Raw genomic sequence first — 13,601 nt, 5'->3', positions numbered from 1 at the left:
CATAAGCATGTTAATCTTGGTTCTAGTTCTCTGTATAAAATCCAAAGAGCAATTAGATATACCACAACAACAACCCACCGTAATAAAGTGGGTTTTTGTTGTTTTAAGAGGTTTTAGAAATGAATGCAAACTTAAAAAGTATAGTATTCAAAGATTTAGCCGAAACACTTGAGTTTCTATTCTTAAAATAAATTCGTTATATGAAGGGATAAGCGATATATTAAATAGATAGATATTTTATATCCTAAAGTAAAAATTAATTTTATAAGACTTATAATCAGCCTTAACAGAAACTAGTTCAAAATCTTTATCTAATTACGGATCAACACAAAAAGTTGTGGAGTAAAATAAAAAGGAAGAACTTTGACTTTAAAATTATTTCTATTTTGGATACTTCAATTGAACTTGCTAAATTACTATTACCAGAAATTCTTGTTGATTATTTTAAATTAACTAAACACGAGGTAAAACAAGGAGAACTACATTTCCATTTTACAGAATTAAATACAATTCCTGATGAATTCATAGGACTAAAATTAAGTTCTAAAGGCTTTTTTCCAGAAGCAACTATTCAAGATTTTCCAATCCGAGGTAAAAACGTTTTTCTACATGTTATTAGAAGGCGTTGGATTGATGATAATTCTAAAAAATTAGTGATAAGAGATTGGCAATTAGTAGCAAAAGGCACTAGAATTACTAGTGAATTTGCTGCTTTTTTAAAACAAATCAGTCTGTAATAATGCTTCAAGTACATCTGTTGTAGCAACCTTTTACGGAAGAAGCCAATGTACTCGTACCTTTAAAAAGTAAAGCAGATATTAGTAATACTCCTACTTCTAAAACAGTAATTATTACCATCAAAAAAAGATAAAAATCACTTTATGAAAAAGATTATTTTTTTATTTATAGTACTTATTTCTCAACAAATACTATTTTCTCAAACAGAAAATATTCCGAAGAAAATAACACAAAAAGGATTTGCAAAAATAGATTTCCTTTCCATAGATATGCCTATCACTAATGCAACTCCTCTTAATTTTAATGAGCCAAATATGGGATTTACAGGAATTCATTATAATCTATTTTTAAATGATGAGTTCTATACAGGTGTTGGACTTTATGGTTCTATTTCCGGCATTAGAGGAGGTTTTTTTACATTAGGTGTAAATGCAGGTCTTAAAAAATATTTTTCTAAAAAATTATATGCAGATACCGGTTTTCATTTTGGTGGTGGTGGTGGTGCGGGTGCTCCAGATGGTGGTGGTGCTTTTATCTTACCTCATTTTAATTTAGGTTATGATTTTAAAGACTTTTCAATAAATGGAGGTTGGAGTTATATTAACTTTTTTGATGGTGGAGAAATTAAAGGACATCAACTAAATGTTGCTTTAGAAATTCCTTTAGATTTTGAATATTCAAATTATAAATCGGCAGAAAAAGAAATAGATTTAAATCATTTTGAAAATACTCGTTGGAATCAAAATCCAAAAAGAAATTCTTTAATGGTTCACTTTAATAATTTAAAAGTTTTAAGCAAGGCTAGATCTACAGATAATCAAATTTTAGAAGGTAAAACCATAAAATTAGCTGGGTTTGAATATACATCTTACTTAAACAAAAACTGGTTTACATTTTTAAAAGTAGATGGCGCCTATGATGGCATTAGAGCTGGTTATATGGATGTTTTTTTAGGTGGAGGTTATCATTTATCCATGAACAATAACAGAACCAACATTTTAGCTAAACTTGGTATTGGTGCTGGTGGCGGTGGCGGAGTAGATAGTAAAGGAGGTTTTTTATTCTACCCAGACATATCACTTGAACAACAACTATTTAAAGACATTTATGTATCCGTTAACAAAGGGTATTTATTAACTCCCAATAAAGATTTTTATACCTCTACTTTTGGAGTTGGTATTAAATATTATATAGAGAGAAATGGTGTAAAAATCGAAAATAATTCTTTTACACAAGGAAAATTTAAAGGTTTTGAGGTAATTGTAAAGCAAGACATGTATTTTAATGCCAAAAGAATGGAAGATGTAACAGAACACATGCATCAAATTTCTTTACAAGTAAATTTAGATTTAAATAAAAATATATTTGTAGCTGGTCAAACTTCTTTTGCCAATTTTGGTAATGCAGGTGCTTATGCAGAAGGTTTGGTTGGTTTAGGTTTAAAAACGAATCCGATGTTAAATAATTCTACTTCCTTTTTTACACAAGTTTTAGGAGGTGCCGCAGGTGGAGGAAACATTAGTACAGGGCAAGGTTTAATTATAAAACCTAGTTTAGGATTTAATTATGAGCTTTCTAAAACGTTAAATTTAAGAGCAGCTGCAGGTTATGTAAAAGCAAAAGGAGGCGAATTAAGTAGCCCTTTTATCAACCTTGGTTTAAAGTATAACATATCTTTTTTGAAGTTGAAATAATGAAAAACATCGCTAGTATTAAAAATATTTTTTAATACTAGCGATGTTTTTATATTTAACACCTTATTTTAAATATTTTCTCTTAAATAATTTACTACAAAGTCTATTTCTTGTTTTGTAGTATATTTTGAAAAAGAAAAACGAACTGAAGTTTTATCGGCATCAGCATCATTTAAAATTTCTCTTAAAACATGTGAACCTTTATTGCTTCCACTTTGGCATGCACTTCCACCAGAAACAGCAATTTCAGCCATATCTAAACTAAATAAAAGCATCTCATTTGTAAAAGGAAAACGCACATTTAAAATGGTATAACTACTTTTTTCTAAGTCTGAAGAAAGTCCGTTAAACTGAATATTTTTAGAAAGACTCTTTAATTCAGTCATAAAATATCCTTTTAAATTTTCTATATCTTTTTTGTCCTTATCTAAATTTTTAATTGCAATTTCTAATGCTTTTTCCATGCCTAAAATTGCATGTACATTTTCTGTACTAGACCTAGCTCCCATTTCTTGATCGCCACCATGAAGCATCGGTAAAATTCCAAATCCTTTTCTAAAAAAGGCAAACCCTACACCTTTTGGTCCATGAAACTTATGTGCACTTGCTACAATAAAATCTACAGGTATTTTTTGTAAATCAATTGGATAATGAGTAATAGCTTGTACAGTATCTGAATGAAATAATGCATTGTTATTTTTACAAATTACAGCAATAGTATCAATATCTAAAATGTTACCAATTTCATTATTTATCAACATTAAACTTACTAATGTTTTTTCTTTTGAAGCTGATAAAAGTTCTTCTAAATGTTTAGTATTAACTGTTCCAAATTCATCAACATCAACATAATCTACAATAATGTGATGTGTTTTTTCTAAATGATTACACGTATGTAAAACGGCATGATGCTCTATTTTAGATGTAATAATTCTTTTAACTCCAAGATTAAAAACAGCATTGTGTAAAATTAAATTATCTGCTTCTGTACCTCCTGCAGTAAAAATAATTTCACTTGCAGTTACATTAAAATGTTTCGCAATTTTTTTCCTTGCAGTTTCTACCGCAGTTTTTGCTTTTCTTCCAAAATGATGAATTGATGAAGGATTACCATAATTACTTTTCATAGAAGTATATATTACATCTATAACTTCATCATCTATTTGTGTGGTTGCTGCGCTATCTAAATAAACAGTATTCATAACTTAAAATTACAATTAATTAGGGTTTTGAAAAATGTAAACCTCTGTTGCTCCTAATCCATATTTCTTATAGGAAGCATCATAAAATTTAACAGGGTATTTACTTAACAATCTTTGAAGTTCTGATCTTAATACTCCTTCTCCTACTCCATGAATAAAGACTACTTTAGAAATTCTTTTAGAAATAGCAAACTCTACTTTGTTTTTTGCGGTATCTAGCTGAAGATTTAACATATCATAATTATCCATATATTTTGTAGATTTTGCAAGTTTATTTATATGTAAATCGACTTCTAAAATCACTTCCTTTTTTTCCTTTTTGAATAAACTTTTCTTCGGTGGATTTTGGGCTATCTTATCTTTTAATAAAGCATTATTTATATCGCTATATTTAGATAATTCATGTTGCTCTACATCAATTCTAACTAACTCAGACGAATGAAACTTAAACACCATACCATCCGTAGTTTCTACAAAAATCTCATCACCATTAATATTGATGACTTTTCCTTTTAGAACATCATCTAAAACGGCTACCTTATTTCCAATTTCTAAATTCATTCTAAATTTTAAATTAATTCTACTAAAACTTTACAAAGATATGTTCGCTACAAAAATAACAAGATGAAATAGGTTTCTCCTAAAAACAGTATAAATTCTCAGAATAAAATTATGCGCAAAAAGATGTCTTTAAAACAGCTATCTTTTTTTATAAATTTTTTAATTTATCACCAAAAAGTAATAACAAAATAATTGGGATACCCAATGAGATAACTAAAATCTTATTTGTATTAAATAATGAAGGGTTTAATAAAAGTGATATTACAAAACCTCCTATAGCTCCCCCTAAATGTGCAGAATGACCGACATTACCCAATTGCTTTTTCATTCCGTAAATTGAATATAGTAAATACCCAACTCCAAAAATATAACCAGGAATTGGTATTGGAATAAAAAATAAATACAGTTCCATTCCCGGATATAAAAGTATAGATGCATATACAATACCAGAAACTGCACCAGAGGCACCTATGGCACTATAATAAGGATCATTTTTGTGGTATCTAAGTGAATATAAACTGCCTGCTAATAGACTACCAAAATAAATAATTAAAAAATTTACAACTCCTAAAATATGTACTACAATATCTCCAAAAAGATATAAAGCATACATATTAAAACCAAGATGCATCCAATCAACATGCAGAAAACCAGAGGTAATTGTTCTTATTTTTTCGCCAGATAAAACTTTACCTACTTGAAATTTATATTTGTCTAGAAAAGCATAATCCTTAAACCCTTTCATAGAAACCAAAACATTGGCTATAATTAGTAATAAAACTGCTTGATTTATATTATTCATCATACAACAAACTTACTAAAATCTGATTTACTAATACTATATCAATTTAAATTTATATCCGATATTTGCAATCTAAAATAATACTCCATGCATTTAATAGTCTTTAGTCTTATATATCCTTTCATCTGGTTATTTTCTAAACTTCCTATGAGGATATTATACCTAATTTCCGATGGACTTTACTACTTAAACTACTATATTATTGGTTATAGAAAAAAAGTTGTACTAGAAAATTTACGTTTAGCTTTTCCTGAAAAAAGTGAGAAAGAAATTATAAAAATAAGTAAAGGTTTTCTTAGACATCTTTCCGATTTTATTGTAGAAACGATAAAAACCTTTACAATTTCCGAAAAAGAAATTTCCAAAAGAATAAAATATAAAAATATTGATTTACTTAAAGAAGTTGCAAAAAACGGAAAAAGTATTTCGTTAGTTGGAATTCATCAAGCAAATTGGGAATGGCTTACGGGTTTACCTTTACAAATTAAAAAACCAGATTTTTATGCTGCTTATACTAAGGTCGAAAATAAGTATTTTGAAAAGGTTGTTAAAATGTCTCGCTCTAAATTTGGCGGAACACTGTATAGAACAACAGATACAATAAGAAATATTCACAGGAATTTTGTAAATAAAAAACAAGGAATTTATATTTTGTTAAGCGATCAATCTCCAATAATAAATAAAACTCATTATTGGTCTGAATTTATGGGAATAAAAGTTCCTATTCATACGGGTGCCGAAGCATTAGCTAAAAGGTACGATATGTCTTTTGTATATTGGACGACAAGAAAAATTAAAAGAGGTTATTATGAAGTAGAATTTGAATTGATTACTGAAAACCCAAAAGAATATAAAGATTACCAACTTACCGATAAGTTTTTAGAAATAACGGAAAGGAATATTAGAAACCAACCAGAGGTTTATTTATGGTCTCACAAACGTTTTAAACATAGAAATAAAGTACCAAAAGAGTTTTTATAATTCTTTTAGTACTTTATTTATAATTTTTATATGCGAAATCTTCCTCCTATAAGTATGTTTCTCTGAAAAAAAGTAAAACTTTGAGATGCTCCATCATTTGGATTATAGGTAGTTTGAACATCTGGCATATTTATATAACCAAACTTTAAATCTGATTGAATATAGAAATATTTAAAGAAAGTTAAATCTATACCAACTACAGCAGAAGCTCCCCAACCGGCAATATGAAACTCATCATGTCTTTCTTGATTAAATAAAGTTACATCTGTTCTTGGATATAAAATACCAGCTCCTAAACCTTCACTAAGGTTTATTTGAAAGTTTTTATGGTTTATACCTATCAAATGACCAATTTCATCAAATCGTCTAAACTCAACATTTACATAGTTTAAACCATCTGTATGCTCTAGTTGTAAAAAATTCTTGGTTAATTCTATATCTTTATTGTTATAAACGTCATCAAAATCAGGATTACCAGAATTTGTAATAACGCCATCAATTTTTACTGTTTGGTCTGCAACCATTACATACTTCATGTGATCTACACCAATAGAAATTGTATAATTTTCCTTTAAAAAATAACCTATTCTATAATTATTCTGAGGAATCGTAATATTTCCAGGGTTAAAGTAATCATTAAAACTAAACGGAGTCTGCCTGTCTTTTGCTTTTACATTATGTAAGGTAAAATCGTAGCTACCATTATCTCCTTTAAAATGAATATCAGAATTAGAATAATTAGCCCTATTCCATCCCCAATAAAAAAAGAACTTTCCTTTATTTGTTATTTTATCTACTTTTTTAAAATCTTCTGTCTTTTTTTCTTGTGAAAAAGCACAGATACTCATTAATAAAAATGAACCTATAATTAATTTATTTTTCAAAATATTATGCTATAATTGCTTTAATTTCATTGATAAATCTTACTGCTAAGTCATCTGCAGCTTGCTGTGATTTTGCTTCTGTATAAATTCTAATAATTGGTTCTGTATTCGATTTTCTTAAATGAATCCATTCGTCTGCAAAATCAATTTTTACACCATCTATTGTATTAACATCTTCGTTAGAATAGGTAGACGCCATTGTTTCTAAAATCTTGTCAACATCTATTTCTGGTGTTAACTGAATTTTATTTTTACTCATAAAATAACTTGGGTAAGAATCTCTTAATTCTTTACAAGATATTTTTTTATTTGCTAAATGCGATAAAAACAAAGCAACACCTACTAGAGAATCTCTACCATAATGAGAAGCAGGATAAATGATTCCGCCATTTCCTTCTCCACCAATTACTGTATTGGTTTCTTTCATTTTGATAACCACATTTACTTCACCAACTGCAGAAGCAGTGTATGTTCCGCCATGTTTTTGGGTAACATCTCTTAAGGCTCTAGAAGATGATAAATTAGAAACCGTATTTCCTCCTCCTAATTTCCCTAAAACATAATCTGCACAAGCAACTAATGTATATTCTTCTCCGAACATAGAACCGTCTTCAGAAATTAAAGCCAAACGATCTACATCTGGATCCACTACAATTCCGAAATCTGCTTTTTTCTTAACTACTAATTCAGATATATCTGTTAAGTGCTCTTTTAATGGTTCTGGATTGTGAGGAAACTGTCCGTTTGGTGTACAGTATAATTCAATACATTTTACACCTAATTCTTTTAATAAAGCAGGAATAAAAATTCCTCCTGTAGAATTTACTCCATCTACAACTACCTTACATTTTGCTTTTTTAATGGCTTTTACATCTACTAAATCTAACTTTAAGACTTCTTTAATGTGCTTTTTTAAGTATTTTTTGTTCTTTTTGTAAGAACCTAAATCGTCTACTTCTGCAAAAGAGAAATCTTCACTTTCTGCTAAAGCTAAAATTTGTTCTCCTTCTGCTCCGTTTAAGAATTCTCCTTTTTCGTTTAATAATTTTAAAGCATTCCATTGTTTTGGATTGTGAGAAGCGGTTAAGATGATTCCTCCATCTGCTTTTTCTAAAGGTACAGCAACTTCTACGGTTGGTGTTGTAGATAAACCTAAATCGATTACATCTATTCCTAAACCAACTAACGTATTCGCTACTAAACTAGATATCATTTTACCAGAAATACGAGCATCTCTACCAATAACCACTTTTATTTTTTTCTTACCTGCATTTCTTGCTTTAATAAATGCACCGTAAGCAGAAGCAAACTTTACTGCATCTATTGGTGTTAAATTATCAGCAGTTTTTCCACCAATGGTTCCTCTAATTCCTGATATTGATTTTATTAATGTCATATTTTATGGTTGTCTTTTTAAGCGGAACAAATATAATTCTATTAAGTGATAAAATAAATTAGTGAGCTGTTAATTTTGTGCACGCTATATGTTAGCAAAAGTGTGCGTTAGGGATTGTAACGGCATCCTTTTTATAGCCCTTATTAAAAAGCGTCATTGCGAGGAACGAAGCAATCTGTTAATTAATGATGAGATTGCCACAGTTTACTAAAAAGTAAACTTCGCAATGACAGCTATAAAAAGATACAGTGAAAAGCCCGACCTTTTTAGGGAACGCCCAGAGAAAGTGTTGGCTGTATTCTGTATTTAGTATTCAGTATTCAGTATTCAGTATTCAGTATTCAGTATTCAGTATTCAGTATTCAGTATTCAGTATTCAGTATTCAGTATTCAGTATTCAAAAAATAAATTTTTTGAATATGGGAAACCTCAAAGTTGTTAGAAGTTTTAAGGCACAAAAAAAGCCGATACAAGTTGTATCGGCTTTTAAAATATATTAGAAATGTAAATGATTATTTACCTTCTTCCATTTTTTTCTTTAATGCTGCAAGACCACCAATATCTCCTAAGGTAGTTTTTTCTGCTTCTGCTGCTTTCTTAACGGCAACTTTCACATTTCTTTTCTCTTGCTCTTTAAATAAAGATGTATGAGAAACAACAACTCTTCTGTATTCTTTAGAGAATTCTAAAACTACAAATTCTATTGTGTCTCCTTTTTCTAATTTAGAACCATCTTCTTTTTCTAAGAATCTTGTAGGTGCAAATCCTTCTACGCCATCAGCGAAAGTTACAACTGCTCCTTTATCATTCTTTTCTTTGATTGTTCCTGTGTGCTTAGAACCGATTGCATACGTAGCTTCATGTGCATCCCAAGGGTTATCTTGAGTTTGCTTATGACCTAAGTTTAACTTTCTGTTCTCTACATCTAATTCTAATACTTGTACTTCAAGCTTATCACCAACAGTTACAAAATCTGAAGGATGTTTCACTTTCTTAGTCCAAGATAAGTCTGAGATATAAACTAAACCATCAATACCTTCTTCTAATTCTACGAATACACCAAAGTTAGTATAGTTACGAACTGTACCAGTGTGAGTAGAACCTACAGGATATTTAGTAGTAATATCTGTCCAAGGATCTGGGTGTAATTGTTTAATACCTAAAGACATTTTACGGTCTTCACGGTCTAAAGTTAAAATTTGAGCTTCAACTTTATCTCCAACTTTTACGAAATCTTGTGCAGAACGTAAGTGAGTTGACCAAGACATTTCAGAAACGTGAATTAACCCTTCTACTCCTTGTTCTACTTCTACAAACGCACCATAATCAGCTAAAACAACAACTTCACCAGTTACTTTATCTCCAACTTTTAAGTCAGTGTTTAAAGCTTCCCAAGGATGAGCAGATAATTGTTTTAAACCTAATTGAATTCTAGATTTGTTATCATCAAAGTCTAAAATTACAACGTTTAATTTTTGATCTAATTCTACAACCTCATTAGGATGATTGATTCTTGACCAAGATAAATCAGTAATATGTACTAATCCGTCTACACCACCTAAATCAACAAAGACACCATAAGAAGTAATGTTTTTAACAATACCTTCTAATACTTGTCCTTTTTCTAATTGACCAATAATTTCTTTTTTCTGTAATTCAATATCAGCTTCAATAAGAGCTTTATGAGATACAACAACGTTTTTAAATTCGTGGTTGATTTTAACAACTTTGAATTCCATTGTTTTCTCAACATATTGATCGTAATCTCTAATTGGCTTAACGTCAATTTGAGATCCTGGTAAGAATGCTTCGATTCCGAAAACATCTACAATCATACCACCTCTAGTTCTACATTTAACGAAACCGTTAACTACTTCACCAGTTTCATGAGCATTGTTAACACGTTCCCATGCTTTAATAACTCTTGCTTTTTTGTGAGATAATACTAACTGACCAGAAGAATCTTCTCTTTTGTCAACTAATACTTCTACTTTATCTCCAACAGCTAAACCTTGGTTGTAACGGAATTCGTTTAAAGAAATAACTCCTTCAGATTTAGAGTTGATATCGATGATTGCATCTCTATCAGTAATTCTGATTACAGTTCCTTCAATTACGTCACGCTCGTTTACAAAACCTACAGTTCCTTCTAACGCTTTTTCAAATGCTTGTAATTTTTCCTCATCAACAGCTTCAATACCTTGTTCGTATTTGTGCCAGTTAAAATCAGCTAAAAATTGTTGTGGATCTACAGCTGGAGTCGCTGTTTCTTGTACTTCAGTAGCAACTAATTGCTCTTCAGTGTTTTTTGTTTCTTCAGACATTTCTGAATAATAATTTTGTATCTTATTGTTTATCAGATTTTAACGATATAAACGCAAAGAGTTGTTTTTATAAATTGTTTTAAATATCCTTCTTATAAATCTGTTCTCGTAAAAAGGAGTGCAAATTTACAAAATTGTTTTGATTATTAAGCAATTAGAATTAATTTATTATTCCTTTTATTCTTGATACACAAAAAACTACCTTTGCACTTTTAAAACCTTTTTAGGGTTGATATTAATGAAGATGGATAAAAAGACAAAAGATTTAGTAAACAAAGGTATTATGCTTCCGTTAATGGAAGAGTTTTATACAATACAAGGTGAAGGTTCTCATACAGGCACTGCAGCTTATTTTATTAGAGTTGGTGGTTGCGATGTGGGTTGCCATTGGTGTGATGTTAAAGAAAGTTGGAATGCAGAATTGCACCCACCAACCCTAGCAGATACAATTGTAAAGAATGTAACAAAACACGCTAAAACGGTTGTTATTACGGGTGGAGAACCTTTAATGTGGCCAATGAATTATATTACAGAATTACTTCAGCAGAATAATATAAAAACACATATAGAAACTTCTGGAGCCTATTCTTTTTCCGGAAAATGGGATTGGTTTTGTCTTTCACCAAAGAAAACAAAAATGCCTTTAGACGAATGTTATCCAGAAGCAGACGAACTTAAAATGATTATTCATAACAAGTCAGATTTTGATTTTGCTGAACAAGAAGCTGCCAAAGTTGGCGAAAAATGCCAGTTATTTTTACAACCAGAATGGAGTAAAAAAGAAAAAATGACACCAGAAATTGTAGATTATGTGATGAAAAATCCGAAATGGAAAATTTCTTTACAAACGCATAAATACCTGAATATTCCATAATATTCAGGTATTAACTATTTTTATTAGAAGCTGTTTCCTGCTTTCACTACTCGCTTTTTTTATCCTAAAAAGGAATAAAAAAGAGCTCAAACAAACCGTTCAATCAGGGCTAAGCGCATTTATAAATTTAATGTTATTCAGAAAGTTTTCTATCTACTAACGTACAAATACGTTCAAATTGCTCTGTAATTCCCATATCAGAATTATCAAAACCAATTGCATCAATTGCTTTCATTAAAGGAGAGTCTTCTCTCGTAGAATCAATTCTATCTCTTTCTTCAACATTAAAAAGAATATCTTTAAAATCCACTTTATCACCTCTATCAACCAACTCTTTATAACGTCTGGTTGCCCTTTTATCCGCAGATGCGGTCATAAATAATTTCAGTTCTGCACCCGGAAAAACAACAGTACCAATATCTCTACCGTCCATAACAATTCCACTATTTTCTCCCATTATTTGTTGTTCAGCCACCAACTTTTTTCTTACTGCAGAAATAGTAGCTACTTTACTAACCAATTGAGATACCTCTAAAGTCCTAATTTCTTTCTCAACATTTTCACCATTCAAAAACATTTCCGCAAAACCCAATTCCTTGTTAAACTGAAAAGTAAGAGAAATATCTTTTAAACTAGAAACAAGTGCTTCTTTATCTAAAAAATCTTTACCTACAAAACTATTTTGTTTTGCAAACAAAGTAACAGCTCTGTACATTGCACCAGTATCTACATAAATATAATTATACTTTTTTGCTAGTAATTTAGCAATGGTACTTTTACCGGTAGATGAAAATCCATCAATTGCAATAATAATTTTTTTACTCATATTATCTTCTACTATCTAAATCTATTAATAAACTAAAAGTACTTGCATTTGCTGCAGAGTGATACTTAGAATACGCATAATTAAACTTTAACCTATTCATTTGAATTCCAAATCCATAAGAAAAACCACTAAAAGTTCTCGCATTTTGTAATTTTAATTCCGCTGCTCTTCTAAAATTATAGCCCAACCTTAAATTAATCAAACTCTCAGGAAACAACTCTCCCCCAATTACAAAATGTCTAAAAGTATTACCAATAAAACCAACTTTCTCATTAGTAACATTCCCTTCTAAATCCGTTGTTTGATCAGATGGGTTTCGCACTGAGATATCCCATTTCTGTAAATTATCAATAGTAGCATACCATTTTAAAGGAACATGTTCTAATTTATAAGAACCACCTAAAGCAACTTTAAAAGGTAATTTTTCGTTTACTCCATTATAAGTCTCTAATTGAACACCTATATTTCTAGAAACCAAAGTAAACGTAAAAGGCTTATAAGGACTGTAGTACAAAATAGCTAAATCTGTTGCCACACCAATAGAAGAAAAATTAGCTATATTAGAATTTATAAAACGAATATTAGAACCTACAAAAAAATTTGATCCTGGAATATTTAAAGCATAACCCACCGATACCGCTATATCACTAGCATTAAAATCTCCAGTTTCATTGCCTTCTTCATCTGCTCCAATTAAAGAACCATAATCAATATATTTAATACTTCCATGAATGGTACCAAACCGTCTAGAAATTGTTTTAGCATAAGCTAAAGAACCAATATTTATTCCCGCTAAAAAACTAGTATAATTGGCAGACAATTTATTGTCAATCTCAACACTAATTACAGAAGGGTTCCATATAGGTTGATTCACATCATCTAAAAGTGTTAAAACTTCTCCACCTAATGCAACTTGACGAGCAGAAGTAGATACATTTAAAAACTGATATACTTTTTCTCCTCCAACTTGTCCTCTCAGAGAGCAAATAGAAAAAATAAAGATAGAGAATACGATGTTTTTATAATTCATTAAGAAATAAATAAACTGCTGATAAATTAATAACGAAAATAAGCTATAATATTATAAATAGAATAAACAAATATGATAAAATTCCAACAAAACATTTCATTTTAAACCAAAAAAAAACCTCAATTCGTAAGAATTGAGGTTTAAAGAAAGGCGGCGACCTACTCTCCCACATAAATGCAGTACCATCGGCGCGATTGGGCTTAACTTCTCTGTTCGAGATGGGAAGAGGTGAGCCCCAATGCTATAACCACCCTAAGATTTTCAGTATGCAGTGTTTTAGTATTCAGTT

12 protein-coding genes and 1 rRNA gene are annotated in these 13,601 nt (G+C 30.1%); 4 read left to right on the top strand and 9 right to left on the bottom strand.

All coding sequences use genetic code 11. The features are described from left to right. The first annotated feature begins 386 nt into the window (after nucleotides 1-386). Together JOP69_RS14760 and JOP69_RS14755 are read left to right on the top strand one after the other, a co-directional pair. A complete protein-coding gene (locus JOP69_RS14760) occupies nucleotides 387-737 on the top strand; it encodes a transposase (RefSeq protein ID WP_203391676.1) in 351 nt (116 codons plus the stop codon). 144 nt (nucleotides 738-881) lie between these two features. Further along, the gene (locus JOP69_RS14755) at nucleotides 882-2,432 is read left to right on the top strand and encodes a hypothetical protein (RefSeq protein ID WP_203393654.1); all 1,551 of its coding nucleotides are present in this window, start codon (nucleotides 882-884) and stop codon (nucleotides 2,430-2,432) included. 68 nt (nucleotides 2,433-2,500) lie between these two features. Here the strand turns inward: JOP69_RS14755 and JOP69_RS14750 are convergent, their stop codons facing one another. From JOP69_RS14750 to JOP69_RS14740, 3 genes are all read right to left on the bottom strand, one after another. After that, a complete protein-coding gene (locus JOP69_RS14750; protein ID WP_203393655.1) occupies nucleotides 2,501-3,634 on the bottom strand; it encodes a cysteine desulfurase family protein in 1,134 nt (377 codons plus the stop codon). A 15-nt stretch (nucleotides 3,635-3,649) separates the two neighbouring features. Further along, entirely contained in the window at nucleotides 3,650-4,195 is a 546-nt protein-coding gene (locus JOP69_RS14745) for a Smr/MutS family protein (protein WP_203393656.1), read from the bottom strand. Nucleotides 4,196-4,343: 148 nt separating this feature from the next. Beyond that, nucleotides 4,344-5,000 carry a rhomboid family intramembrane serine protease gene (locus JOP69_RS14740; protein WP_203393657.1) on the bottom strand — a complete coding sequence of 219 codons (657 nt, stop codon included), beginning with the start codon at nucleotides 4,998-5,000 and terminating at the stop codon, nucleotides 4,344-4,346. An 84-nt stretch (nucleotides 5,001-5,084) separates the two neighbouring features. On the opposite strand from JOP69_RS14740, the gene JOP69_RS14735 reads away from it, so the two are divergent. Further along, nucleotides 5,085-5,978 carry a lysophospholipid acyltransferase family protein gene (locus JOP69_RS14735; protein WP_203393658.1) on the top strand — a complete coding sequence of 298 codons (894 nt, stop codon included), beginning with the start codon at nucleotides 5,085-5,087 and terminating at the stop codon, nucleotides 5,976-5,978. A 26-nt stretch (nucleotides 5,979-6,004) separates the two neighbouring features. Here the strand turns inward: JOP69_RS14735 and JOP69_RS14730 are convergent, their stop codons facing one another. The 3 genes from JOP69_RS14730 to rpsA form a co-directional block, all read right to left on the bottom strand. Further along, a complete protein-coding gene (locus tag JOP69_RS14730) occupies nucleotides 6,005-6,862 on the bottom strand; it encodes a hypothetical protein (protein ID WP_252191123.1) in 858 nt (285 codons plus the stop codon). A 4-nt stretch (nucleotides 6,863-6,866) separates the two neighbouring features. Further along, nucleotides 6,867-8,258: a phosphoglucosamine mutase gene (glmM, locus tag JOP69_RS14725; RefSeq protein ID WP_215602611.1), complete on the bottom strand. Its 1,392-nt coding sequence runs from the start codon at nucleotides 8,256-8,258 to the stop codon at nucleotides 6,867-6,869. Between the two features lie 512 nt (nucleotides 8,259-8,770). Continuing rightward, entirely contained in the window at nucleotides 8,771-10,582 is a 1,812-nt protein-coding gene (rpsA, locus tag JOP69_RS14720; protein WP_203393660.1) for a 30S ribosomal protein S1, read from the bottom strand. Between the two features lie 244 nt (nucleotides 10,583-10,826). On the opposite strand from rpsA, the gene JOP69_RS14715 reads away from it, so the two are divergent. Then, nucleotides 10,827-11,456 carry a 7-carboxy-7-deazaguanine synthase QueE gene (locus JOP69_RS14715; protein WP_203393661.1) on the top strand — a complete coding sequence of 210 codons (630 nt, stop codon included), beginning with the start codon at nucleotides 10,827-10,829 and terminating at the stop codon, nucleotides 11,454-11,456. Between the two features lie 133 nt (nucleotides 11,457-11,589). Here the strand turns inward: JOP69_RS14715 and cmk are convergent, their stop codons facing one another. The 3 genes from cmk to rrf form a co-directional block, all read right to left on the bottom strand. After that, nucleotides 11,590-12,282 (bottom strand): (d)CMP kinase, encoded by a 693-nt coding sequence (cmk, locus tag JOP69_RS14710; protein WP_203393662.1) that lies wholly within the window; start codon nucleotides 12,280-12,282, stop codon nucleotides 11,590-11,592. 1 nt (nucleotide 12,283) lies between these two features. Beyond that, entirely contained in the window at nucleotides 12,284-13,312 is a 1,029-nt protein-coding gene (gene porQ, locus JOP69_RS14705) for a type IX secretion system protein PorQ (RefSeq protein ID WP_203393663.1), read from the bottom strand. Nucleotides 13,313-13,457: 145 nt separating this feature from the next. Then, nucleotides 13,458-13,567: ribosomal RNA gene (gene rrf, locus JOP69_RS14700) — 5S ribosomal RNA — on the bottom strand. Nucleotides 13,568-13,601: the final 34 nt, after the last annotated feature.

The sequence above is a fragment of the Polaribacter sp. Q13 genome, from assembly GCF_016858305.2.
In the GTDB taxonomy this organism is placed as follows: Bacteria; Bacteroidota; Bacteroidia; order Flavobacteriales; family Flavobacteriaceae; genus Polaribacter.
This window is presented reverse-complemented; position numbering and strand designations above follow the sequence as displayed.

Coding starts and splice junctions, on each gene's coding strand:
- JOP69_RS14755 (WP_203393654.1), top strand. CDS start 882: ATGAAAAAGATTATTTTTTTATTTATAGTACTTATTTCTCAACAAATA.
- JOP69_RS14750 (WP_203393655.1), bottom strand. CDS start 3,634: ATGAATACTGTTTATTTAGATAGCGCAGCAACCACACAAATAGATGAT.
- JOP69_RS14745 (WP_203393656.1), bottom strand. CDS start 4,195: ATGAATTTAGAAATTGGAAATAAGGTAGCCGTTTTAGATGATGTTCTA.
- JOP69_RS14740 (WP_203393657.1), bottom strand. CDS start 5,000: ATGATGAATAATATAAATCAAGCAGTTTTATTACTAATTATAGCCAAT.
- JOP69_RS14735 (WP_203393658.1), top strand. CDS start 5,085: ATGCATTTAATAGTCTTTAGTCTTATATATCCTTTCATCTGGTTATTT.
- glmM (WP_215602611.1), bottom strand. CDS start 8,258: ATGACATTAATAAAATCAATATCAGGAATTAGAGGAACCATTGGTGGA.
- rpsA (WP_203393660.1), bottom strand. CDS start 10,582: ATGTCTGAAGAAACAAAAAACACTGAAGAGCAATTAGTTGCTACTGAA.
- JOP69_RS14715 (WP_203393661.1), top strand. CDS start 10,827: ATGGATAAAAAGACAAAAGATTTAGTAAACAAAGGTATTATGCTTCCG.
- cmk (WP_203393662.1), bottom strand. CDS start 12,282: ATGAGTAAAAAAATTATTATTGCAATTGATGGATTTTCATCTACCGGT.
- porQ (WP_203393663.1), bottom strand. CDS start 13,312: ATGAATTATAAAAACATCGTATTCTCTATCTTTATTTTTTCTATTTGC.